This window comes from Jeotgalicoccus coquinae (assembly GCF_014207425.1).
Lineage (GTDB): Bacteria > Bacillota > Bacilli > Staphylococcales > Salinicoccaceae > Jeotgalicoccus > Jeotgalicoccus coquinae.
In genome coordinates, this window is record NZ_JACHFF010000001.1 from 729,221 (window position 1) to 752,661 (window position 23,441).

Genomic DNA, 23,441 nt, shown 5'->3' on the forward strand with positions numbered 1-23,441 from the left:
GAAATTATGGATTTAAAACAGTATGTATCAGAAGTTGAAAACTGGCCGAAAGAAGGTGTCAGTTTTAAAGACATCACTACAATTATGGACAACGGTCCTGCATATAAGTATGCGACGGATCAGATTGTAGAATACGCAGCAGCGAAAGATGTTGATATCGTTGTCGGACCTGAAGCACGCGGATTTATTATCGGCTGCCCGGTTGCCTACAGCATGGGAATCGGTTTTGCACCGGTACGTAAAAAAGGCAAACTGCCCCGCGAAGTACTGGAATTCGAATACGACCTTGAGTACGGAACAAACGTGCTGACTATGCACAAAGACGCAATCAAACCCGGTCAGCGTGTACTGATTACAGATGACCTTTTAGCTACAGGCGGTACAATCATGGCGACGATTAAACTAATCGAAGCAATGGGCGGCATTGTAGTCGGTATTGCATTCCTTATCGAGCTTGAGTATTTAAATGGAATGGAATTACTGGACGGTTATGATACAATTTCATTAATCAAGTACGAAAGCTAAGAAAAGCCTGTATTTACAGGCTTTTTTCTTTAGGTGCTGTTTCTTTAGGTATATAATTGTAGTATTATTATTTTATATATAATTTTACAGAAGGGTGGCGTGATCATGGACAAGGAATACCCGTATGAAGCATCAGATGTTTTTAATATGTGCGGTGAATATCTGGATGACAGTAATATGCAGATGATTAAAAAGGCATATGAACTGGCGCATGAAGCACACGAGGGACAGTTCCGTAAAAATGGTCTGCCTTATATCGCACACCCTGTACAGGTTGCCGGGATTTTAGCAGAACTGAAACTCGATGCACCTACAATAGTTGCAGGTTTTCTGCACGATGTCGTTGAAGATACGACGTACACATTTGATGACTTAGTCGGCATGTTCAATGAAGAAGTGGCGATAATCGTCGACGGTGTAACAAAACTGGAAAAAGTAAAATACCGTTCACATCAGGAACAGCAGGCGGAAAACCACCGCAAGCTGTTTATCGCTATCGCGAAAGATATCCGTGTAATCCTGGTAAAACTTGCAGACCGTCTGCATAATATGCGTACGCTGAAAGCGATGCCTGAGGAAAAACAGGTGAGAATATCGCGCGAAACGCTGGAAATATATGCACCGCTTGCTCACCGTCTCGGTATCTCAAGTATTAAATGGGAACTGGAAGACACAGCACTCAGATACATAGAGCCCGGTCAGTATTTCCGTATCGTCAGCCTGATGAAAAAGAAACGCAGTGAACGTGAAAAGGTTATTGAGGAAGCAATTGAAAAAATTGATTCAGAACTCGATGACAGTTCCGTAAACCACAATTTATCCGGACGGCCTAAACACATCTACAGTATTTATAAGAAAATGCAGAAAAGCTCCAAGCAGTTCGAACAGATTTTTGATCTGCTGGCAATCCGCGTATTAGTCAATGATGTGCGCGACTGCTATGCGGCACTTGGTATTATTCATACAATCTGGCGCCCGATGCCGGGGAGATTTAAAGACTATATCGCAATGCCGAAACCGAATATGTACCAGTCTCTGCATACGACAGTAGTCGGCCCGAACGGCGACCCGCTGGAAATCCAGATCCGAACACATGAGATGCATGAAATTGCAGAACACGGTGTGGCTGCACACTGGGCATATAAAGAAGGTGTCGATGCCAACAAAGCATCGCTTGATGCACGTCTTGACTGGTTTAAGGATATCGTCGGCAATGAAACGGATAATCCGGACGCAGAAGAATTTATGGCAGCACTGAAGACTGATCTGTTAAGCGATAAAGTTTACGTCTTTACACCTGACGGCGATGTTATTGAATTGCCGCAGGGGGCAATCCCGATTGATTTCGCCTATCAGGTTCACTCAGAAGTAGGGAACAGGATGGTCGGTGCAAAAGTGAATGGTAAAATCGTTCCGATTGACCATGAACTGGAAACCGGGGACATACTTGAAATCAGAACGAGCAAACAGTCATACGGTCCAAGCATCGACTGGCTGAAGATGGTTAAGACATCCAGTGCGCGAAATAAAATCCGTGCATTCTTTAAAAAGCAGGACCGTAAAGTCAATATCGAAAAAGGCCGTCAGGCTGTTGACCTTGAAATAAAAACGCGCGGCTACAATCCGGATGATGTCATTCAGGGTGATAATATTTCAGGTGTTCTTGCACGTTATAATCTGTACGAAGAAGACGATCTGTTTGCAATGATCGGTTTCGGCGGAGTGACAGCAAACCAGGTGGCAAACCGTCTTCTTGAAAAGATTAAAGAAGCTGAAATGAAATCCAATCAGATTGAAGAAATTGACCGTCGTCATCACTATAAGGAAATTACGACGGAATCAGGCGTTTACGTTGAAGGCATGGATAACATGCTGATTAACTTATCGAAATGCTGCAACCCGATTCCGGGTGATGACATAATCGGTTATATTACGAAAGGACACGGCGTTAAAGTTCACGTTGTAACCTGTCCGAATATTATTCGTGAAACTGAACGGCTGATCGATGTTGAATGGGTCGGCAATAAGAGTGTTGATAAACGCTACCAGGTGGATCTAGAAATTACAGGATATGACCGCAACGGTCTGGTAAACGAAATTCTGAATTTAATTTCCAGCCTGAAAGTACCGATTACACGTGTGAACGGACTTGCGGATGAAACAAAGCAGGCAAAAGTCAGCTTATCTATTATGGTGCCTAACAAACATGAACTGCATCGTGCAGTCGACAGAATTAAACAACTAAAAGACATATACAGCGTTGAACGCGTATTTAAGTGAGGTATAAAGGATGAAAATCATTTTACAGAAAGTATCACACGCACTCGTTGCCAATAACGAAATGTATAATGAAATCAATGACGGCTACTGTTTATTAGTAGGTGTCAGTAAATCTTCTACAGAGGAAGATGCCCGCGTCCTTGCACGTAAGATTGCGAACGCCCGTATTTTTGAAGATAAAGACGGTAAAATCAATTTATCGATTAAAGAAGTCGGCGGCGAGATTTTAAGTGTGTCGCAGTTTACACTTTATGCATCCACATTAAAAGGTAACCGTCCAAGCTTTACCCAGGCAGCTTCCGGAGACGAAGCCAGAAAACTTTACAGGGTATTCAATGAAGCACTCCGTGCTGAAGAGCTTGTTGTTAAAGAAGGTTTCTTCGGTGAACATATGGACGTGAAGCTGACTAATGACGGCCCAATCACTATTATTTACGAAGCCGGGGACGGTAAAATTATCTGATGGATTCAATTAAAGCAATCTTCAGAAAAACTCTGGATGCAGCCGGCCATTTTCTGAAGTACAAGAAGCATCTGTATATCAAACCGCTTTTCTTTATTATCATTGCAGTAATCATCGTGCTGATTTCAGTTTACGTATATAAAAATGTGATACATGAACCGGAAGAGTTCATTACGATGGACTTCAGTGACAATAAAGAAGAGAAAATCAATTATGATTTCAGCGGGACGACGATAGCACTTGATCCCGGACACGGGGGAGAAGACCCGGGTGCGCCGAGCGAGTACGGTGAGAATGAAGATGATGTAGTATTTTCAATTGCTTCACAGCTTGAAAGCCGGCTGACTGAAGCTGGAGCAGAAGTCATCATGACACGTAAAAAAGATGAAACAGTCAGTCTTGACGGACGCAAAGTCGACGCGGATTTGTTTATCAGTCTGCACAGTGATGCATTCGATGATCCGGCGATTTCAGGGTTTACGACATTTTATACTTATCCGAATCAGGAAGCATTCGGTCAGCATTTAAATGCGGCGCTCGATGAACATTCACTGCTGTACAACCGCGGCAATCAGGTCATGGAGTATCAGGTTGTCTGGCAGCTTGACTATCCCGGCGTGTTGATTGAACTTGGCTATCTCAGCAACGAATTCGACGATTATATTTTAAATCAGAAAGATTACCAGGACGAAATGGTGACGGCAATTATGGAAGGCATCCACAGTTATTTAAACCGTTAGCTTGACAAAGATATATAATCTGACTATTATAAAGAACATAATTCAACTTAATACATTTACTTCATAACGAAGAGAGTATCAATAATGAGTCACAGAGAAATTCACCCCGGCTGAAAGTGAATACTTCAAATGATACTTGCCGACACTTCGCAATAAGAAGCTGTATATACAGCGGTCACAGCCGTTATCTGTAATAGAGAGCACAGGATTATTTGTGCTGAACTTAGGGTGGCAACACGACCGTTTCGTCCCTTATACCGTATTTCGGTATGAGGGACTTTTTATTTTATATAAAACATTCAGGAGTGATTGAGATGATACAGGTACCGAGAGGAACACAGGACATACTGCCTTCAGAATCTTATAAATGGCAGTTCGTTGAGAAAAAGCTTTTTGAAATCGCAAAAAACTATAACTATGATGAAATCCGTACACCGATGTTCGAAGCAACTGAACTTTTCGTAAGAGCAGTCGGCGGCTCAACTGATATTGTAAACAAGGAAATGTACACATTCCAGGATAAAGGCGACCGCAGCTTAACACTGCGCCCGGAAGGGACAGCACCGGTAGTGCGCAGCTATATCGAAAACAAGATGCAGCACAATGTCGAACAGCCGGTTAAACTATTTTATTTAGCACCGATGTTCCGCTACGAACGTAAGCAAAAAGGGCGTTACCGCCAGTTTGTTCAATTCGGAGTAGAGGCAATCGGCGTGGAAGATCCGTTAATCGATGTGGAAATGCTCAGCATGCTGATGCACATTTACCAGTCGTTCGGTCTTAAGAATCTAAAACTTGTCATCAACTCAATTGGTGATATCGACAGCCGTACCCAGTACAATAAAGCGCTCGTTGAACACTTTTCACCGCGTATCGATGAGTTCTGTCAAGATTGTCAGACACGCATTGATTCAAACCCGATGAGAATTCTGGATTGTAAAAAAGACAGAGACCACGAGCTTGTTAAATCAGCACCACGTATTTACGACTATTTAAATGATGAGTCCAAAGAATACTTTGAAAGAGTGAAATCAAAACTTGATGATCTCGGTATTAAATACGAAGTCGATTACAACCTTGTGCGCGGTCTGGATTACTACACACATACCGCATTTGAGCTGATGAGCGATTCTGAAGGCTTCGGTGCAATTACGACATTATGCGGCGGCGGACGCTACAACGGACTGCTGGAGATGATGGACGGCCCGGATAAGACGGGAATCGGCTTCGCATTAAGTATCGAACGTCTGCTTCTTGCACTAGAAGCTGAAGGTATCGAAATACCTGAAGAAAAAGGCATCGATCTATATATCTGCACGATGAACGACGAAGCGCGCGACACAGCGGGCACGCTGCTGCACAAACTGCGCAGCCGCGGAATCAGTGCCGATATGGATTACGAAAACCGTAAACTGAAAGCCCAGATGAAAGATGCTGACAGAAAAAATGCATCGTTTACTATCGTGCTTGGTGAAGATGAACTAAGCAGAAAATCTGCCGATTTAAAAGAAATGGCGACAGGCGAAGCACAGAAATTATCATTTGAAGAAATAATCAATACACTGGAGGAATTGTAGATGACACGTATATATTCTAATGAAGTAACACTTGAAAAAGTCGGAGAAACAGTTCATCTGCAAGGCTGGGTACAAAAACGACGCGACCTTGGCGGACTGATTTTTATCGATTTAAGGGATAAGAACGGCCTGATTCAAGTAGTATTTAACCCGGATGTTTCAGAAGAAGCACTGAACATTGCCGATAAAATCCGTACAGAATATGTTGTGGACATTAAAGGTACTGTTAAACAACGCGATGAAAAACAAGTAAATAAAAATATCGCATCTGGTGAAATTGAAGTTTACGCTGAAGAGATTGAAATTCTCGCTAAAGCGAAAACTCCGCCATTCCAGGTGAGTGACGACAATATCAATGAAGATACGCGTCTTAAGTACCGTTATATTGATCTGCGCCGTCCGAAGCTGCAGGGCATTTTAAAAACACGTTCCAAAATTAATAAAGCAGTCAGAGACTTCCTTGCCGAAGAAGATTTCATGGATATTGAAACACCTGTACTGTCGAAATCAACGCCTGAAGGTGCGCGTGACTATTTGGTTCCTTCGCGTGTGCACCCGGGTGAGTTCTATGCACTGCCGCAGTCACCGCAAATTTACAAACAGCTGTTAATGCTGTCAGGTATGGAACGCTACTACCAGATTGTTAAATGTTTCCGCGATGAGGACCTCCGTGCTGACAGACAGCCTGAGTTTACTCAGATCGATATTGAGAAATCATTTACAGACCAGGAAGACATTATCGAGATGAACGAACGTCTGATCCAGTATGTGATGAAGACTGTTAAAGGTCTTGATATTCCTGCACCGTTCCCGCGTATTACTTACGATGATGCAATGGCACGCTACGGTGTGGATAAGCCGGATACACGTTTCGGTCTTGAACTTCAGGATTTAAGCGGCTTCAGCAGCACTGTGGACTTTAAAGTATTTAAAGCGGCTGTTGAATCAGGCGGTTCAGTTAAAGCAATCGTCGTAGAAGGTGCTGCACCTGATTATTCACGAAAAGACATCGATAAGCTTGAAGCATTCGTTAAAAACTACGGTGCTAAAGGACTTGCATGGATGAAAGTAAACGAAGAAGGACTGCAGGGACCAATTGCGAAGTTCTTTGACGATGAGAAAAAACAGGAATTAACGGATACACTGTCACTAAACACGGATGACCTTGTGTTATTCGTTGCAGATAAAGATTCTGTTGTGCACGCGGCACTCGGTAACCTGCGTAACAAACTGGGCAAGGACCTCGGCTTAACAGACAAAGAGCAGTTTAACTTTATCTGGGTAACTGACTGGCCGTTATTCGAATACGATGAAGACCTTGGACGCTACTTCGCAGCGCATCATCCGTTCACTTCACCGAAAGATGAAGACATCGACAAGCTTGAAACAGCGCCTCATGAAGTGAAAGCAAACGCTTATGACATTGTGCTTAACGGTTACGAGCTCGGCGGCGGTTCAATCCGTATCAGCGACGCTGAACTTCAGGAAAGAATGTTCAGAGCGCTCGGTTTCAGTGATGAAGAACGCGACAGCCAGTTCGGTTTCCTTATCGAAGCATTTCAGTACGGTGCACCTCCGCACGGCGGAATTGCATACGGACTTGACCGTTTCGTAATGCTGTTAACAGGTTCGGATAATATCCGTGACGTTATCGCATTCCCTAAAACACAAAATGCGAGCGATCTGATGATGAATGCACCATCGGACGTATCGGGAGAACAGCTGAAAGAACTGCACATTAACACAGAAGTTGATAATAAGTAGGATAGTTGGGTAAACTAAGATTGTAAGATCTTAGTTTATCTTTTTTTATTTTGAAGGAGGCACATATGCAGTCATTTCTTGATCCCAATGCACAAACAGTACAAATAGGAGATTATAACCATGTAATTTATCTCGCAGGGATTGCCGTTGTTTTATTCCTACTGTTTAAGTTCAGGTATCAAATTAAAGAAAATCCCGGGCATGTGATGCTCGGTATACTGGTTTTTGCTGTAGTTCAGCGAATTGTCAGCGTGAGTTATTACGTTATAGTCGGTGAGTTTACAGTAACGGATTCACTGCCGCTGCATATTTGCAGAGTAGTGTGCTATTTAATCATTATTCAATTTTTCGTTAAAAAGAAATGGCTTGATCAGGTAATTTTTTACTTTGGATTATTTGCATATGCATCTTTCGTATACCCTGTCGGTATCTCACCGGCACTGCACATGCTGGGTATTTCATTCTTTATGCTGCACAGCTTAATAATCGTGTATCCGATTATCAGGTATTTTACGCATGGTTTTGTACCTTCTTTAAAAGGTTCATTCCAGTCCGCAATATTGTTTGCTGTCTATTTAACAGGTATGAATATTTTAAATAATGCTATCGGCAGCAATTATTTCTATACCGAGGAAAGACCGTTTATGCACGACTTAAGCGATCCGGTGTACTTCTTTTTGAATATGTTCGGAATTGCTCTCGGCTTTGTTGTCGTTGCATTAATTATCAGACTCACTGTCAATTTGTTTAAAGCAGGAAAAGAAAAAAACGAAAAGAACGAAGAAAAAACACTGGTATAAATACCAGTGTTTTTTTATGAAGCTTACCAGAGCTTAAAGCCTTTTGCTCCCGGTATATTTTCTGTAAACATCTGTGTAATCGGTACTGTATAAGCGATTAAAATTAAGAATACAGTAATGATAATCAGCAGTCTCCAGTTTTCGACCCATTTAACGACAGGTGTGTCCTGGTCCATAAACATTGCGACAGGAAACTCTTCAGGCTCAGCTTGTTTAGGACCGGTAATCAGTTTCAGGAACATCAGTATCGCGATAATGATTGCGATAAACAGGAACGATCCGCCGACAGCCTGCATCACCTGATAAGTAATCCATTCCTGTGCAACTTCAGCACCGCCGTACTCAGAAAATGTCGAACGTCTCGGTGCGCCGCGAAGACCTGCCCAGTGCATTGCAAGGGACATAATACCCATGCCGAGAGCCCACGTATATGCCAGGAACAGACCAAGTCTGTTGGCAATTTTATCAATTTTTCTGCCTGTAATATGCGGCAGCAGGAACAGCATTGCAGCAAAGTACGTCAGTATAACCGGTGCTCCGACTGTAATGTGGAAATGTCCGACAATCCATATCGTGTTATGTACCAGCTGATTCATCTGGCCGGAAGCGTTAATGATACCGCCAAGTCCGCCCGGAATAAAGAACAGCATACCGATAAATACAAGAACGAAACGTGCATCTGTCCATGGGAGCTTCCTGAACCAGTCAAGCAGTCCTGTTGCGCCCTGTTTACGTCCGTATGTTTCAAATACCGCGAACATACTGAATGCTGTCATCAGTGAAGGAATAATAACCATAAATGTCAGTACAACCTGGAGTCCTTTCCAGAATGCATCGATTCCCGGATCCACAAGCTGGTGGTGAATTCCAACAGGAATACTAAAGAACAGGAACAGCACGAATGATAAGCGGGCAAGGTTGTCGGAAAATCCTTTTGTTCCCAGTACTTTCGGGATAATTGCATACCATACCATGTAGGCAGGCAGCAGCCAGAAGTAAACGAGCGGGTGGCCGAAGTACCAGAACAGCGTACGGCTCAGTGAAATGTTTATCGTCTCGACCCAGCCGAGTGACCATGGAATAAACTGAAACAGTACTGCTGAAGCGACACCGATAGTACACACGATCCACATCACGTTGTTAATTGCAGTCATGTAACTTAAGAGCGGTGTTTTATGTCCTTTATTTTCTTTTCGCCATCTGAAATATCTCATCAGCTGGCCGGCAACAGAAATCCATGTACCGACAATAACGAGCGTCAGACCGATGTAATGAATTGCGTGTGCCTGAAGCGGTGCATAAAATGTATATAATACAGATGCTTCGTTAAGAGCAATCATCGCTGCAGACATCAATGTGCCGGCTGTCATTACCCAGAAACCGATCCAGCCGAGTCTGCGTTCGGTATTATTAAGAGAGCCGGCAGTTCTGGAAAGTGCTGCAATCTGGAAGCCCATTATAAAGAAGAATGTCATAACGAGTGCCAGAATAACGCCGTGCAGCGTTAACAGCTGGTAGTAGCCAATGCCGAAGGGGAGTTCGAACTGACCTGAACGGACAAGCGTCTGCAGAAGACCGGCAGTTCCGCCGATGAACAGAGCAAATGCAACCCAGGCCATATTTGCCAGGACGAGTTTACCGTCTTTAGCATCTACTTTTGTTTTACTGGAGAAAATATCAGAACCGTTATAGTTACTCATTATCAGTACCTCCATTTACGACTTTAATCTTCGATGTCATGTCTGTATGCCCGACACCGCAATACTCATTACAGACAATAAGATGTTCCCCGGGTTCATCAAAAGTCATTTCATATGTAGAAATTAATCCCGGTTCAGCCATCATGTTAATGTTTGTACCGACGACCTGGAAACCGTGGACAACGTCGGGACTTGTAACGTGAATTTTCACAGTTGAACCTGCAGGTATGTCAACCTCACCCGGTTCATACATAAAAGCACTGGCGATAAAGTATAAATCATAATCGTGATCGCCTTCTGTCGCTTCTTTCAATCCGGGTTCACTAAAACGCGGGTCTTCGCGAATATGTTCCGGATGTATTGTTTCAATCCCGCTTGCCGCCGGAGTATGTCCGCCGTGAACAGCTGAAATACCTAAAATAATTAAAAATATTGCAAGAGATGCTGTTCCGAGTGAAATCCAAATCTTTTCGTATTTATGCATATCAGTTCACCTTACATCCTTTCCATAAATAATATAAATGCGCCGAACCAGCTTAAGAGCATCAATCCGCCAATTGCCATAACCATCATAAAAGTACCCCGCAAATCAAGCTTGTGATGATTGTCCTCATCGTGCTCATGTTCCTCTGTGTTTACTTTGTCCTTTTCTTCAGTCATGATTTCACCTTCTTTTCCATACGTTTTGTATAGCTAAATTGTAAAATAGATTGATTTGGAAAAAAGTGATAAATATCACACTTTGTGATAATATTTAATAAAATGATGGAGGAACGGACTATGACTAATCAAACCATTTTTTATCCTGAACAGCTCATCAGCCTGATCGAAAAAAGCGGCAACAGCATATCGTTTAAAAAGGGTGAGTTTATTTATCATCCGGGTGATCCGACGGCATATATTTATACAATTCAAAAAGGACAGGTTTTTATCAGCAGAATGCAGGAAGAGGGGTCTGAACTTGCTACGAACCTGTTAAAAGAAAAGGGCATCTTTGGTGCAGTCACACTGTTCTGCGGACCGAAGGCGCATACAGCATCGGCAAAAGCGAAGACCGATGTGACGGTCTGCAGACTGCCGCAGAAAGAATTTGAGATGCTTGTGCTGGATAATGAAAATGTGAAAACAGAATGGATGCGCTGGATGGAAATCGATCGTCAGCGTGCGATTACTAAAATCCGCGACAGTGTGATGTATGGAAAACTGGGTGCATTGTGCTCGAATTTAATCCGCCTGTCGAATTCCTTCGGAGAAACGGTGCCTGAAGGCGTGCGTATTACGACGAAGATTACGAACCAGGAACTGGGTCTGATCTGCGGCACGTCAAGAGAAGTGGTCAACAGACTGCTCGGAGAGCTGAAAAGAGAAGGAATTATTTCTGTGGAACAGAAGATTATTACGATTCACGATATGGTTAAACTGCGGCATTTAATCAATTGTGAGAACTGTCATATAGACGTCTGCCAGGTTTTTTAAAGCGCTTTCATGCTTTTTGTTTTACTTCTGGTTATTATGTGTTATTATAAGGTTAATAGAAATATCTGAAGAGTTCGTGATGTGTTGACTTATATTTTGACCTAACACTTTTTTTATCGGGAGCTTAATTGGTTTTCCTTCAAAAAACAAGCCTATGTACGAAGTAGGACGTTTGGAGTCGGAAACAGGGCACCCACCTGCAAATAGCAGGCCAAAATAATCAACTATAACACACGGCTTACGTTGGGTATTTCGGTAGTCACCAAGTTTACTTGGTGGCTATTTTTTATGGGGATTTTTAAGGTTTGGATGTGGATTTGAAGATTCCGGGCTGCTTTTAACGGAATAATGCGTTTACTGGGTCAATGAGCGTTGTTCTTTGACACAGTAAACACACAAATTCTTCCTCAATAAAAACACCCGCCAAATTTGGCGGGTACATCATATATTTTCTATTTTTTTCTGCCGTAATCACTGTCTTTGTTCATTTTCTTTAAGTTGTGATAAGTTTCGTTCAGTGATGCTTCGTATTTGCTGATACCGTCGTCTTTGTAGTAACGCTGATTAATCAGCATGTCAGGCAGATATTGCTGGGCGACGACGTGGTTAGGGTAGTTGTGAGGGAATTTGTATCCGACCGCGTTGCCGAGTTCTTTAGCGCCTTTATAATGGCCGTCGCGAAGGTGTCTCGGTACAGCTCCGCCCCGTCCTTTACGGACGTCGGATAATGCATTATCGATACTTGAAATTGCTGTGTTCGATTTGGGCGAAAGTGCAAGTTCGATAACTGCCTGTGATAATGGAATTCTCGCCTCAGGGAAACCGAGACGTTCTGCGCTGATAATTGCATCGAGTGTGCGCGAGGCAATATTCGGATTAGCCAGTGAGACGTCTTCATAACTGATAACGAGCAGACGTCGTGCGATTGTTACGAGATCTCCTGCTTCAATCAGCCGTGCGAGGTAATGCAGTGATGCATCCACGTCACTGCCTCGTATTGATTTTTGCAGACCGCTCATTACATCGTAATGCATATCTCCGTCTTTATCGTGTAAAAATGCGGATTTCTGCATACAGTCGAGTGCGTCCTGCAAAGTTATTTTGATTACGTCATCATCGTTTTTTTCAGTACTTAAGGCTGCGAGTTCCAATGCGTTTAATGCACTGCGGACATCTCCGTGTGCTGACGTCACAAAGTGTTCGACAGCGTCGTCTTCGATTTCGATATTGTGTTCACCGAGTCCGCGTTCTTTATCTTCCAAAGCCCGGAATACTGCAGTTTTAATGTCTGCAGTGTCCAGCGGCTCCAGTTCAAAGATCTGAGTTCTTGAACGAATGGCGGGGTTAATGGCATGGTACGGATTTGAAGTCGTTGCACCGATTAAAATAATCGTACCTTTTTCCAAATGGGGAAGGAGGAAATCCTGCTTCGCCTTATCGAGACGATGAATTTCATCCAGCAGCAGAATGACGCTGCCGCTCATTTTGCCTTCCTCTGCAACAATCTGCATATCTTTCTTCGTATCCGTCACGGCATTTAACGTGCGGAATTTATATTTAGTTGAGCCTGCGATAGCGCTCGCGATACTTGTTTTACCGATGCCGGGCGGGCCGTACAAAATCATTGAAGAGAGTCTTTTCGCATCGACCATTCTTCTGATAATGCCGCCTTTTCCGACAAGATGCTGCTGGCCGAGGACTTCGTCAATCGACTCGGGGCGCATTCGGTAACTTAATGGTTGTTTATTCATAGTATTTCACCTTATTTTAAAAGATATGTTATATTTAATTATAATACAAAGAACAGATGAACTAAAATTATTGAGGTGTAAGAATGAAAATATCCACTCGCGGAAGATATGGTTTGTATTTTATGCTGACTCTGGCGAAAGATTACGGCGTTAAAAAGCGCAGTGTAAAATCTGTAGCGACAGAGCGCGATATCAGTGATTTATATTTAGAGCAGATCGTTGCGAACTTAAAGAAAGACGGCCTTGTGAAAAGTACGAGAGGTGCTTACGGCGGCTATGAACTGAACTTCGCACCCGATGAAATTACAGTCGGACAGGTTTTCAGTGCAGTTGAAGAAAATATTATGATTGTCGATGCAGATGATCAGGAGACTAAAAACGAAAGTTTCCTCTGGAAACGTATCAGAGATGCAGTCAACGATGTGCTGGATCATACGACGCTGCACGATATCGTCGACAATGATACAGACGAATTCGACGGCTATATGTTTTATATTTAACAGCAGTTAAAATACAATATTGATAATAAAAATCGCACCTGACTCGATTGAGCCAGGCGCGATTTTTTTGTTTCTAAAACCGTCCTGATTTAACGATGGACCACAACAGCCATGCGAACATGCCCATTGCGAATATCGCAGCGATTTCGATTATTGGAATTCTGAAGATTATACTGCCTTCACCCAGTATCGCTGAACCGACAATTAAGCCGACCATTACAATACTGAAAGCGAGCAGGACGATACTGAACGACAGTCTGTTAATGACTCTGTCCAGATGTTTCGAAAATTGCGAGCGTCCTTTAACGTCGATTTCTATCGGCAGGTTCTGGTTTTTTAAACCTTTTGTGAACTGGTGCACGTTTTCTGTTACTTCACGCAGTTCAGTTCCGAGCTGCTGTATTTCATCGATCTGGAAGTTCAGCAGGTTTTTAGGATTATAGCGTTCCAGTAATAATGCTTTGCCGAAAGGTTCGGCGACATCCATAATACTAAAATCGGGATCGAGCTGGCTGACCACACTTTCCAGTGTCAACAGCGTTTTCGCAAGTATCGTAAAGTCCTGCGGAAGTTTAATTTTATACTTATTGGCTATGCCGAATAAGTCGTTTACCGCATCGCTGAAATTGAGTTTTGATAACGGCACATCGTAATACTTATCGCGCATAATTTCCGCCTCGCGGTTTAAGTCGCGCATCGATACGTCTCCCGGTACAACACCCATCTTAACGATTGCTTTTACGACACCGCCTGAATCTTTACGCATCAGGGAGATGAGCAGAGACCCGAAGTTATTCTTTAAGTCACTGGTCAGCCGCCCGATCATACCGAAGTCGAGAAAAGCGAGCGTGCCGTCTTCAAGCACGCTGACGTTACCAGGGTGCGGATCGCCGTGGAAATATCCTTCTTCGAATATCTGCTGAAATATTGCTCTTGCCAGCGTGTTCGCAACATCACTTCTGTTTATGCCCATTTCATCGAGCTTCACAAGATTGTTTACAGGGACACCTTTAATAAAGTCCATGACCATGATGTTTTTTGTAGAGTATTCCCAGTAAATCTCGGGAATCTTAATTTTGCTGTCATTTTTATGCGTTTTACCAATGCGTTCAACGTTGCGTGCTTCGATCGTATAGTCGAGCTCGTTAATCAGTGCATCAGAAAACTCTTCAATCATATCTGTTACCTGATAGTTGCGCGCCCATTCAAGATTCGATTCAGCCAGTACTGCCAGGTGACGGAGAATTTCAAGATCCGTACGGACAGTCTTTTCAATATTGGGACGCTGGATTTTAACAGCAACATCTTCACCTGTATGGAGCATTGCGCGGTGAACCTGCCCAATTGAAGCAGAACCGACAGGTTTATCATTAAAAATCATAAAGAGTTCATCAATCGGCGCTTCCAGTGATTCCTCAATTAATCTGCGGGCTTCTTCTGCAGGAAAGGGCGCCACATGACTCTGCAGCTTTTCCAGTTCGCGGATTAAGTCCGGCGGCAGTAAATCCGCTCTTGTCGAGGCAATCTGGCCGAGCTTAATAAACGTCGTTCCCATCTCTTCGATAAAAATACGGATTCTTTCCGCATATGTCTTCTCGAGAACTTCTTCGTTCTGCTGGCGCAGTATAATCCGCCTCGGCATTGAAATTACACGGTCCAGGCCGATTTCTTCTATAAGAAAGCCGAGTCCGCTTTTAGAAAACTGCATCGCAATTTCACGGTAGCGGTTAATATAATTTACCCGTGTCTGAAGACTCATAAGCCGGTCACTCCTAAAGTTTAAATACTACTGCCTATTATAGATGTGTCCGTATTTTAGTTAAAGGATAATCCCTTAGAAAAACTCTTTGAACAATGCTTTGATTGACGGTTCGTGATCTTTTGTCTTAATTGCAAACATCATACTGTACTCGGTAGAGCCCTGGTTCATCATACGGATATTGACCTTTTCCCCGGCAAGAGCTGCTGTCACGCGGCTGACAATCCCGACCTGGCGGGCCATCCCGAGACCTACGATAAAGAGCATGCTCAGATCATCTTCAACTTCAATCCATTCCGGTTCAAGCTGAAGGTTAATTTCCCCGATGATTTTATCGAGTGAGTCATTATTTTCGAACTGATTGGAGCGCATAATAATCGAAATGTCATCGATACCGGAAGGCATATGTTCATAAGAAATATGATAGTCTTCCAGAATCTGCAAAATGCGCCGTGTAAAACCGACTTCCTTATTCAGTAAATACTTATGCAGCGAGATAGACGTAAATCCTTCATCACAGCTGAAGCCGATTACCGGGATATTCGGATCAAGTTCGCGTTCCGGAACTATTTTAGTGCCTTCAATATGAGGTGCATTCGTATTGCGGATCATTACAGGGATTTTTTCCTGATAGAGCGGCTCCAGTGCTTCATCGTGGAAAATGCCGAACCCGGCATACGCAAGTTCACGCATTTCACGATATGTAATTTCCTCAATTTGATACGGCTCATCGATAATACCCGGATGTGCAGCATATATATGAGACTCATCCGTATAGTTTTCGTATAAGTCCGCACGGATACCGCGGGCAATAATGGCACCTGTAATATCGGAGCCGCCGCGGGCGAATGTCACGATATTGCCGTTATCTGAAATACCGTAGAAGCCGGGAATGACGAGAACGTCTTCGGGATAATCTTTTAATTTATTAATGTCATCGTATGACGAAGGAATCAGACGGGCGTTGGCAGGTGTATTGGTTACTTTAATTCCTGCTTCTTCCGGTGATACATATTTTGCGCTGAAGCCGAGCGACTGGAAGTACGTGCTGATCAGACGGGCGTTAAAATCCTCACCGCGTGATTTCAGTGCATCGAGCAGCGCCTCTTCATCTTCAATTGCTGTTAAATAGTCGCGTAAAGTACGTTCGAAATCATCGAGCAGCGAACGGTCGATGGATAATTCATCGATAATCGACTCGTAACGTCTCAGAATTTCGCTTAATGCATCCTCAGTATCGAGACCTGTAACTTTGTTCGTGTGCAGTGCGATAAGCATGTCGGTAACTTTTACATCGTCATCGTGTCTTTTGCCGGGCGCGCTCACGACAATGGTTTTAATGTCTTTATCGTTTTGGACTATGGATGCGACTTTCTGGATTTGTGTTGCATTAGATAGGGAACTTCCACCAAATTTAGCTACTTTCATATTAAACACCTTTTTTTATATTAGTTTTAGGGTCTTATAATACATGAAAAGTTTAGAAAAGTGTAGAGTTTTCAGAATATAGCTTGAATTTTTTTCTGAACGGCTCTAATATAAGTGTTTATACTAATTAATATTGGAGGTCACTATGAATAAGAAAATTGCTTTACTCGGCATGGGCACCGTGGGCAGCGGCGTCGTTAATTTAATACGAGAAAACGAAGACTTGATACATTCATCGTCAGGGGTGAAATTTACGATTACCCACGTTTTGGTTACGGATACGACGAAAACCAGAACCGCTGATGTGTCAGACATTCGGGTGACCGATGATATTACGGAAATTGAAAATGCAGATATCGATCTTGTTGTAGAAGTAATGGGCGGCATTGACAGCACGAAAGATATTATCAATAGAATTTTACAAAAAGGTATTCCGGTAGTGACGGCAAACAAAGATATGCTTGCTGTTCATATCGATGAACTTGAAAAAACGGCTGTACAAAATAATACGGCATTATACTACGAAGCGGCTGTTGCCGGCGGTATCCCGATTATTCATACGATGCAGCACAGTTTAAATGCGAATAAGATTTCAAAAGTAATGGGTATATTAAACGGCACAACGAACTACATTTTATCGAAAATGGCGTTTGACGGCTGGGAGTACGATGATGCATTAAAAGAGGCGCAGGCAATCGGCTACGCTGAAGCGGATCCGACAGCTGACGTTGAAGGCATTGATGCGGCGCGTAAAACACTGCTTCTTGCACGTCTTGCATTCGATAAAAAGTTCTCGCTTGACCAGGTGAATTTAAATGGTATTTCAGGTGTGGACATTAAAGATATTGAGCTGGCAAAAAGTGCCGGTTTAACATTAAAGCTTTTAGGTGTTGCAGAGGATCTTGATGGCAAATACAATCTTGCAGTTGAACCGATATTTGTTGAAACAACGCACCAGCTGGCGAATGTGCACTATGAAAAGAACGCTGTGTTCGTTAACGGCAATATGATCGGTGAAGCAATGTTCTACGGACCGGGTGCAGGGAGTTATGAAACAGCATCTGCTGTAGTCAGCGATATGATCAACAGTGCTGTCATTGCGGCGAAAGCGAAAGCTGTGCCTGAAGAAAGCGGTGTGCAGGCTGAAGAACTTCCGGACAGTGCATACTACTTAAGATTTAACGAACCGCTGCATGATGTTCAATCATTCCTCTCATCACAGGATGTGCAGTTTGAAATTATTGATACGAAAGGATCAGCGTTTCGAACGGTTAAAATGAGCGGTACAGTATTACAGCAGGTTAAAGATAAATTCGCGGTTGCCGCGGTATACAAAATAAATGGAGCTGAATAATCATGACTTGGCAGGGTGTCTTAAAAGAATATAAAGAATATTTACCAGTAACAGAAAATACACCGGAATTGACTTTGTATGAAGGAAATACTCCATTAATTAAATTAGAAAAACTGTCGGAGGAACTCTGTATTGAACTTCACGCGAAGTTCGAAGGGCTAAACCCGACAGGTTCATTTAAAGACCGCGGCATGGTGCTCGCAGTTGCAAAAGCAAAAGAAGACGGTGCGCATACAGTAATTTGTGCATCGACAGGGAATACGTCTGCTGCAGCTTCGGCATATGCAGCACGCGCCGGTTTAAATTCAATCGTTATTCTGCCGGAGGGCAAAGTTGCCATCGGTAAAGTTACACAGGCAATGATGTCCGGTGCGAAAACAGTAACGATTGACGGAAACTTTGACGATGCGCTGAAAATCGTCCGTAAGATTTCCGAAGAAAACGACGGTATTGAACTGGTTAACTCATTAAACCCTTATCGTATCGAATGCCAGAAGACGGCGTCGTTCGAAATTGTTGATGCTTTAGGAAAAGCCCCGGATTACTTATGTATACCTGTCGGCAACGCAGCAAATATTGCAGCGTACTGGAAAGGTTTTAAAGAGTACAACGAGAAAAAAGGTTCGGCACTGCCGAAAATGTACGGTTTTGAAGCGGAAGGTTCAGCGGCAATCGTTAAAGATAAAATAATTGAAAACCCTGAAACTGTCGGTACGGCAATCCGTATCGGGAATCCTGCAAGCTGGGACAAAGCAGCGGCGGCACGCGACGAATCCGGCGGTAAAATCGATTCGGTAACAGATGATGAAATTTTATCAGCGTATAAACGTGTGGCATCTTCTGAAGGTGTATTTTGTGAGCCGGGATCTGCCGCATCACTAGCAGGTGTCATTAAATCAGTTGAAAACGGCAGCATTGAAAAAGGTGCGACAGTCGTCACTGTCTTAACAGGGAACGGACTGAAAGATCCGGATACAGCGATGGAAGTTGCGCTGGATCAGCCGAAGAAACTGCCGATGGATGAGAAAGTTATCGTAGAATACATTGAAAGTCTGGAGCAGTAACATGGCTGATTTATCGTTGAAAATCCCGGGATCGAGTGCAAACCTCGGACTTGGATTTGATTCAATCGGTGTTGCTGTTAATAAATTCCTTTATATAGAAGCGAACCTTTCCGACACGTTCAAAGTGTCATTTAAAGACTTTGCATTATCCGTGCTGCCGTCGGATGAAACGAATTTAGTGTTCACGACAGCACGTAATATTGCTCGAAAATATGGCAGGGAACTGCCGTCACTGCATATTGAAATGCAGAGCGAAATACCTTTATCCCACGGACTCGGCTCATCATCGAGTGCGATTGTAGCGGGAATTGAAATCGCAAACCATTTTCTGGAGCTGAACTTAACAGATTACCATAAAGTGCTGCTCGGCTGTGAGATCGAAGGTCATCCTGACAACATCGGACCGTGTATTACAGGCGGTGCATTTGTAGGATATTACCGGGACGGCGAGTTGTTTTATTACCATTTAAACCTCGATAATATCGGACTGATTGTCAGTGTGCCGGAGTATGAAATCAATACAGAAGAAGCGCGCGATGTACTGCCGAACGCCTATACGAGAGGCGAAGCGGTGGCACAGAACGCACTTGCCAATGTGATGATTCTTGCACTCCACAATAAAGACTACCGTCTGATGGGCGAGCTGATGATGAAAGACAGTTTCCATGAACCATATCGTCAGCCGTTAATTAAAGAATTTGATGATATTAAAAAAGAAGCATTGGAAGCAGGTGCGCTTGCTACCGTAATCAGCGGAGCAGGACCGACGGTGCTGACACTGTCAGAAGAAGACACGCTGGATAAAGTGCTTGAAAGTCTGCAGTCTGTGAAAGACGTACACCATGAAATCCTTAATGTATATACGAAAGTGTGAGTTTAGTAACCAGTTAAAAGGGAAAAGTGATATAAGTTAAATTATTATAATAGAGGACTGATATCATGGCTTGGAATATGCAGGACTATCCCGACTCACTGAAGAACTTTGACGAACTCCAGCGTAAAAAAATAATCGACATTGCAAATGCGCTTTTAGACAGCGGATACAGTGAAGAACGCGCAATTCCGATTGCGACTTCGGAAGGTAAAGACTGGTATGAAAACGCATCGGACAAAGAATTAAAAGAATTTAAAAAAGAAGCAAATCCGTCGAAGAATGATTCGCATGACACAGACAGCGCCAATCCTGACCTGCTCGATGAAGACGTCGAAGTGAAATATGACGATGAAAAAGAAGAATGGACAGTAAAATCCGTTAAAGCAGAGCGCGCAGCCGGAACTTACAAGTATAAAAATGAAGCTGTGGAGCGCGCCCGTGAAATTGCGGAGAACAAAGAATCCAATGTCGTGACTTATACGAAAGACGGTAAAAAAGAATAGATTTAATTTAGGAAGGGCTGATAATCAGCCCTTTTTTGTTTGTAAAAATTAATTGAGGTACGACGGTGAAGCGGTGTCGTACTTCAAGAGGGGTTGGGATACGACGGCGAAGCGGCGTCGTACTTTAAGAGGGTTTGGGATACGACGGCGAAGCGGCGTCGTACTTTAAGAGGGTTTGGGATACGACGGCGAAGCGGTGTCGTACTTTAAGAGGGGTTGGGATACGACGGCGAAGCGGTGTCGTACTTTAAGAGGGGTTGGGATACGACGGCGAAGCGGCGTCGTACTTTAAGACGGTTTGGGATACGACGGTGAAGTAGCGTCGTACTTCAAGAGGCGTTAGAATACGACGGTGAAACGGTGTCGTACTTCAAGAGGCGTTAGAATACGACGGTGAAGCGGCGTCGTACTTTAAGAGGGTTTGGAATACGACGGCGAAGCGGCGTCGTACTTCAAGAGGCGTTGGAATACGACGGCGAAGCGGCGTCGTACTTCAAGAGGCGTTGGAATACGACGGCGAGATGGCGTCGTACTTTAAGTCACCCCATTCTCCAAAAAACAGCAGAACCGCCTCACAATAAAAGGCAATCCTGCTGTCTCACAAAAAATCCTATTCAATTTCCTCGTTATATTCCTTCACGGCTTGTTCAAATAAGTCATATGATTTCAATAATTGATCCATGTCATAAATATATGCAGTCACAATAATTTCATCGACATCAAATTGTTTCTGAAAGTCTTTCAGCTGCTCAACCGCGTCTTCTTTCGTACCGAAGAACTGAATCGGGAATGAGCTGTTAATCGCCTGTTCTTCACGCGGTGACCAGATGCCGTCCATTGAATCTACCGGCGGCGGCAGCTGATTGCGGTGGTTTCGGATGAGTCCGAGTATTGTCTTATAGTGCGTCGTTGCCAGATATTCAGCCTGTGCTTTCGTATCTGCAAGAATGGCGTTGTTCGATACCATTTTATACGGTTCGGATAACTGTTTACCCGGCTTGAAGTTATTTTCATAAATTTCGAATGCTTCTTTCATCTGCGCGGGTGCAAAGTGTGCAGCGAATGCGTACGGCAGTCCGAGGCGAGCTGCGATATGTGCAGAGTCTGTAGATGAGCCGAGTACGTATACCGGGATTTCAGTGCCGGCGCCGGGATATGCAATTAAAGAAGTGCCTGAGTCTGATAAATATCTCTGCAGTTCTTCAATTTCATCTTTAAATGAAAATACGCCTTCGTGGTTATTACGGCGGATTGCATTGGCAGTCAGCATATCCGTACCTGGTGCACGGCCGAGACCGAGGTCCAGACGGTCACCGAATATCGCATGAAGTGTACCGAATTCTTCAGCAACAATATATGGTGAATGGTTCGGCAGCATAACTCCGCCGCTCCCGACACGAAGGTGCTCAGTATTTTGAAGTATGTGCTGAATCAGCTGTCTTGTCGCACTTGATGCAACCGACACCATATTGTGGTGTTCTGATACCCAGTAGCGCTGATAGCTTGAACCGTCCACGTGCTTTGCAAGTTTTATCATATCTTCAAATGCGCCTGTGGCATTCGAGCCTTCACGGACAGGTACTAAATTCAGCACTGATATATTTAATTTTCTTGTCATCTTGAAACCTCCAGGTAAATTATCTATCATATTAGTATTCTCTTATAATCAAACAGAAAAGTATAAATATCTGCCTGAACGTGGTAAAATCTATAAGAATTAAAAGTAGATGATGGGTAGGGATAACATGTCAATTTATGTGGATTATGCAGCCACGACTCCTATAGATGAAGAAATTTTAAAAAGTATGCTGGACTCGGCGGGTAAATTCGGTAATCCGTCAAGCATTCACCGTATCGGTAAAGAGGCGAAAGCTTTTTACGAAACGTCGCGTAAAATGATTGCGAAACGTCTGAACGCGTATCCGGATGAAATTGTATTTACCGGCAGTGCAACGGAAGCGAATAATACAGTTATTAAAAGTGCTGCAGGCTTTTACAATAAACCTCATATTATTACGACGAAGGTTGAACATGCTTCTGTTAAAGAAACATACGCTGAACTGGAAGAGACGTGCGACGTGACATATTTAAACGTCGATGAAAACGGACAGATCAGCATTGATGAACTGAAAAGTGCTCTGACAGAAGAAACGAAACTCGTATCGATTATTATGGTGAATAATGAAACGGGCACAATTCAGCCGATGGCTGAAATTGCAGAAACGATGAAAGACAGCACTGCACTGCTGCATGTCGATGCAGTACAGGCATTTAAACAGCTGCCGATCGATGTCGAAGCATTGAACTGTGACTTCCTGACAATGAGCGGCCATAAACTGCATGCACCGAAAGGCATCGGCGTACTGTACGTCAAACGCAATACCCATCTGAAAAGAATGATTACAGGCGGTTCACAGGAGCGTGAACGCCGTGCAGGTACGGAGAATACTCTGTATGCACATGCAATGATGAAAGCAGTGGAGCAGGCGGATGATAAACGCGAAGAAAACACTGAGGTGCTTAAAACGTTAAAAGAAACGCTGCTCACAGAGCTTGAAAAACAGGAAGTACCATTTGAAGTCAACGGTGACATTCATACTCAGACGAACCATATCGTCAATGTGTACTTTCCGTGGAGCACGTCGGAGTATCTGCTGACAGCGATGGATATGGCAGGGATTTATGCATCGGGCGGTTCAGCATGCAACGCCGGCACTGTGCAGCCTTCGCATGTAATTAAAGCAATGTACGATGAAAACCGTGCAGGCAGCTCAATCCGTTTCAGCTTTGGTGAACAGCTGACGGAAGATGATATGAAATATATCGCAGAAAAATTGAAAACTATTTATACAGGTCTCAGCAAACACGGATTTATATAATTTT

At 43.5% G+C, this 23,441-nt stretch carries 21 protein-coding genes and 1 other RNA gene; 15 read left to right on the forward strand and 7 right to left on the reverse strand.

What is annotated here, in order from left to right; translation table 11 throughout:
* Window positions 1-6 precede the first annotated feature (6 nt).
* The 7 genes from HNR41_RS03530 to HNR41_RS03560 all read left to right on the forward strand — a co-directional run bounded on the left by HNR41_RS03530 (window position 7) and on the right by HNR41_RS03560 (window position 8,149).
* Window positions 7-525: an adenine phosphoribosyltransferase gene (locus HNR41_RS03530; RefSeq protein WP_184281796.1), complete on the forward strand. Its 519-nt coding sequence runs from the start codon at window positions 7-9 to the stop codon at window positions 523-525.
* A gap of 105 nt (window positions 526-630) precedes the next feature.
* Entirely contained in the window at window positions 631-2,805 is a 2,175-nt protein-coding gene (locus HNR41_RS03535; RefSeq protein WP_184281798.1) for a RelA/SpoT family protein, read from the forward strand.
* 10 nt (window positions 2,806-2,815) lie between these two features.
* Window positions 2,816-3,268 carry a D-aminoacyl-tRNA deacylase gene (gene dtd, locus HNR41_RS03540; RefSeq protein WP_184281800.1) on the forward strand — a complete coding sequence of 151 codons (453 nt, stop codon included), beginning with the start codon at window positions 2,816-2,818 and terminating at the stop codon, window positions 3,266-3,268.
* The gene (locus HNR41_RS03545; RefSeq protein WP_184281802.1) at window positions 3,268-4,008 is read left to right on the forward strand and encodes an N-acetylmuramoyl-L-alanine amidase family protein; all 741 of its coding nucleotides are present in this window, start codon (window positions 3,268-3,270) and stop codon (window positions 4,006-4,008) included. Before dtd ends, HNR41_RS03545 begins: the two co-directional genes overlap by 1 nt.
* A gap of 314 nt (window positions 4,009-4,322) precedes the next feature.
* Complete coding sequence (hisS, locus tag HNR41_RS03550; protein ID WP_184281804.1) at window positions 4,323-5,585, forward strand: histidine--tRNA ligase; 1,263 nt, start codon at window positions 4,323-4,325, stop codon at window positions 5,583-5,585.
* Window positions 5,586-7,349, forward strand: a complete 1,764-nt coding sequence (gene aspS, locus HNR41_RS03555; RefSeq protein ID WP_184281806.1) for an aspartate--tRNA ligase — start codon at window positions 5,586-5,588, stop codon at window positions 7,347-7,349.
* Between the two features lie 65 nt (window positions 7,350-7,414).
* Window positions 7,415-8,149, forward strand: coding sequence for a YwaF family protein (locus HNR41_RS03560; protein ID WP_184281808.1), 735 nt, complete (start codon window positions 7,415-7,417; stop codon window positions 8,147-8,149).
* Between the two features lie 23 nt (window positions 8,150-8,172).
* On the opposite strand, the gene HNR41_RS03565 is transcribed toward HNR41_RS03560, so the two are convergent.
* The 3 genes from HNR41_RS03565 to HNR41_RS03575 are packed head-to-tail and all read right to left on the reverse strand — an operon-like array spanning window position 8,173 to window position 10,509.
* Window positions 8,173-9,849 carry a b(o/a)3-type cytochrome-c oxidase subunit 1 gene (locus HNR41_RS03565; RefSeq protein WP_184281810.1) on the reverse strand — a complete coding sequence of 559 codons (1,677 nt, stop codon included), beginning with the start codon at window positions 9,847-9,849 and terminating at the stop codon, window positions 8,173-8,175.
* Window positions 9,842-10,333, reverse strand: a complete 492-nt coding sequence (locus HNR41_RS03570) for a cytochrome c oxidase subunit II (RefSeq protein WP_184281812.1) — start codon at window positions 10,331-10,333, stop codon at window positions 9,842-9,844. Before HNR41_RS03570 ends, HNR41_RS03565 begins: the two co-directional genes overlap by 8 nt.
* An 11-nt stretch (window positions 10,334-10,344) precedes the next feature.
* A complete protein-coding gene (locus tag HNR41_RS03575) occupies window positions 10,345-10,509 on the reverse strand; it encodes a cytochrome c oxidase subunit 2A (RefSeq protein ID WP_184282915.1) in 165 nt (54 codons plus the stop codon).
* A 120-nt stretch (window positions 10,510-10,629) separates the two neighbouring features.
* Between HNR41_RS03575 and HNR41_RS03580 the strand changes: the two genes are divergently transcribed.
* Together HNR41_RS03580 and ssrS are read left to right on the forward strand one after the other, a co-directional pair.
* A complete protein-coding gene (locus HNR41_RS03580) occupies window positions 10,630-11,325 on the forward strand; it encodes a Crp/Fnr family transcriptional regulator (protein ID WP_184281814.1) in 696 nt (231 codons plus the stop codon).
* 59 nt (window positions 11,326-11,384) lie between these two features.
* Window positions 11,385-11,579, forward strand: a non-coding RNA gene (gene ssrS, locus HNR41_RS03585) — 6S RNA.
* Window positions 11,580-11,777: 198 nt separating this feature from the next.
* Here ssrS and HNR41_RS03590 read toward each other — a convergent pair.
* Window positions 11,778-13,076, reverse strand: coding sequence for a replication-associated recombination protein A (locus tag HNR41_RS03590; RefSeq protein ID WP_184281816.1), 1,299 nt, complete (start codon window positions 13,074-13,076; stop codon window positions 11,778-11,780).
* Between the two features lie 83 nt (window positions 13,077-13,159).
* Between HNR41_RS03590 and HNR41_RS03595 the strand changes: the two genes are divergently transcribed.
* Window positions 13,160-13,576 carry an RrF2 family transcriptional regulator gene (locus tag HNR41_RS03595; RefSeq protein WP_184281817.1) on the forward strand — a complete coding sequence of 139 codons (417 nt, stop codon included), beginning with the start codon at window positions 13,160-13,162 and terminating at the stop codon, window positions 13,574-13,576.
* A 73-nt stretch (window positions 13,577-13,649) separates the two neighbouring features.
* On the opposite strand, the gene HNR41_RS03600 is transcribed toward HNR41_RS03595, so the two are convergent.
* Both HNR41_RS03600 and HNR41_RS03605 read right to left on the reverse strand, forming a co-directional pair.
* Window positions 13,650-15,335, reverse strand: a complete 1,686-nt coding sequence (locus tag HNR41_RS03600; RefSeq protein WP_184281819.1) for an ABC1 kinase family protein — start codon at window positions 15,333-15,335, stop codon at window positions 13,650-13,652.
* Window positions 15,336-15,410: 75 nt separating this feature from the next.
* Complete coding sequence (locus HNR41_RS03605) at window positions 15,411-16,763, reverse strand: aspartate kinase (protein ID WP_184281821.1); 1,353 nt, start codon at window positions 16,761-16,763, stop codon at window positions 15,411-15,413.
* A 145-nt stretch (window positions 16,764-16,908) separates the two neighbouring features.
* On the opposite strand from HNR41_RS03605, the gene HNR41_RS03610 reads away from it, so the two are divergent.
* The 4 genes from HNR41_RS03610 to HNR41_RS03625 all read left to right on the forward strand — a co-directional run bounded on the left by HNR41_RS03610 (window position 16,909) and on the right by HNR41_RS03625 (window position 20,558).
* The gene (locus tag HNR41_RS03610; protein ID WP_184281823.1) at window positions 16,909-18,117 is read left to right on the forward strand and encodes a homoserine dehydrogenase; all 1,209 of its coding nucleotides are present in this window, start codon (window positions 16,909-16,911) and stop codon (window positions 18,115-18,117) included.
* A gap of 2 nt (window positions 18,118-18,119) precedes the next feature.
* The gene (gene thrC, locus HNR41_RS03615) at window positions 18,120-19,181 is read left to right on the forward strand and encodes a threonine synthase (protein WP_184281826.1); all 1,062 of its coding nucleotides are present in this window, start codon (window positions 18,120-18,122) and stop codon (window positions 19,179-19,181) included.
* 1 nt (window position 19,182) lies between these two features.
* Window positions 19,183-20,055 (forward strand): homoserine kinase, encoded by an 873-nt coding sequence (gene thrB, locus HNR41_RS03620; RefSeq protein ID WP_184281827.1) that lies wholly within the window; start codon window positions 19,183-19,185, stop codon window positions 20,053-20,055.
* Between the two features lie 65 nt (window positions 20,056-20,120).
* Window positions 20,121-20,558: a DUF2188 domain-containing protein gene (locus tag HNR41_RS03625; protein ID WP_184281829.1), complete on the forward strand. Its 438-nt coding sequence runs from the start codon at window positions 20,121-20,123 to the stop codon at window positions 20,556-20,558.
* A gap of 610 nt (window positions 20,559-21,168) precedes the next feature.
* On the opposite strand, the gene HNR41_RS03630 is transcribed toward HNR41_RS03625, so the two are convergent.
* Window positions 21,169-22,176 carry an LLM class flavin-dependent oxidoreductase gene (locus HNR41_RS03630; protein WP_184281831.1) on the reverse strand — a complete coding sequence of 336 codons (1,008 nt, stop codon included), beginning with the start codon at window positions 22,174-22,176 and terminating at the stop codon, window positions 21,169-21,171.
* Window positions 22,177-22,303: 127 nt separating this feature from the next.
* On the opposite strand from HNR41_RS03630, the gene HNR41_RS03635 reads away from it, so the two are divergent.
* Window positions 22,304-23,437, forward strand: a complete 1,134-nt coding sequence (locus HNR41_RS03635; RefSeq protein WP_184281833.1) for a cysteine desulfurase family protein — start codon at window positions 22,304-22,306, stop codon at window positions 23,435-23,437.
* Window positions 23,438-23,441 lie beyond the last annotated feature (4 nt).

Bases quoted from the DNA above. Each gene is read 5' to 3' on its own strand.
- HNR41_RS03530 (WP_184281796.1), top strand. From the start codon at position 7: ATGGATTTAAAACAGTATGTATCAGAAGTTGAAAACTGGCCGAAAGAA.
- HNR41_RS03535 (WP_184281798.1), top strand. From the start codon at position 631: ATGGACAAGGAATACCCGTATGAAGCATCAGATGTTTTTAATATGTGC.
- dtd (WP_184281800.1), top strand. From the start codon at position 2,816: ATGAAAATCATTTTACAGAAAGTATCACACGCACTCGTTGCCAATAAC.
- HNR41_RS03545 (WP_184281802.1), top strand. From the start codon at position 3,268: ATGGATTCAATTAAAGCAATCTTCAGAAAAACTCTGGATGCAGCCGGC.
- hisS (WP_184281804.1), top strand. From the start codon at position 4,323: ATGATACAGGTACCGAGAGGAACACAGGACATACTGCCTTCAGAATCT.
- aspS (WP_184281806.1), top strand. From the start codon at position 5,586: ATGACACGTATATATTCTAATGAAGTAACACTTGAAAAAGTCGGAGAA.
- HNR41_RS03560 (WP_184281808.1), top strand. From the start codon at position 7,415: ATGCAGTCATTTCTTGATCCCAATGCACAAACAGTACAAATAGGAGAT.
- HNR41_RS03565 (WP_184281810.1), bottom strand. From the start codon at position 9,849: ATGAGTAACTATAACGGTTCTGATATTTTCTCCAGTAAAACAAAAGTA.
- HNR41_RS03570 (WP_184281812.1), bottom strand. From the start codon at position 10,333: ATGCATAAATACGAAAAGATTTGGATTTCACTCGGAACAGCATCTCTT.
- HNR41_RS03575 (WP_184282915.1), bottom strand. From the start codon at position 10,509: ATGACTGAAGAAAAGGACAAAGTAAACACAGAGGAACATGAGCACGAT.
- HNR41_RS03580 (WP_184281814.1), top strand. From the start codon at position 10,630: ATGACTAATCAAACCATTTTTTATCCTGAACAGCTCATCAGCCTGATC.
- HNR41_RS03590 (WP_184281816.1), bottom strand. From the start codon at position 13,076: ATGAATAAACAACCATTAAGTTACCGAATGCGCCCCGAGTCGATTGAC.
- HNR41_RS03595 (WP_184281817.1), top strand. From the start codon at position 13,160: ATGAAAATATCCACTCGCGGAAGATATGGTTTGTATTTTATGCTGACT.
- HNR41_RS03600 (WP_184281819.1), bottom strand. From the start codon at position 15,335: ATGAGTCTTCAGACACGGGTAAATTATATTAACCGCTACCGTGAAATT.
- HNR41_RS03605 (WP_184281821.1), bottom strand. From the start codon at position 16,763: ATGAAAGTAGCTAAATTTGGTGGAAGTTCCCTATCTAATGCAACACAA.
- HNR41_RS03610 (WP_184281823.1), top strand. From the start codon at position 16,909: ATGAATAAGAAAATTGCTTTACTCGGCATGGGCACCGTGGGCAGCGGC.
- thrC (WP_184281826.1), top strand. From the start codon at position 18,120: ATGACTTGGCAGGGTGTCTTAAAAGAATATAAAGAATATTTACCAGTA.
- thrB (WP_184281827.1), top strand. From the start codon at position 19,183: ATGGCTGATTTATCGTTGAAAATCCCGGGATCGAGTGCAAACCTCGGA.
- HNR41_RS03625 (WP_184281829.1), top strand. From the start codon at position 20,121: ATGGCTTGGAATATGCAGGACTATCCCGACTCACTGAAGAACTTTGAC.
- HNR41_RS03630 (WP_184281831.1), bottom strand. From the start codon at position 22,176: ATGACAAGAAAATTAAATATATCAGTGCTGAATTTAGTACCTGTCCGT.
- HNR41_RS03635 (WP_184281833.1), top strand. From the start codon at position 22,304: ATGTCAATTTATGTGGATTATGCAGCCACGACTCCTATAGATGAAGAA.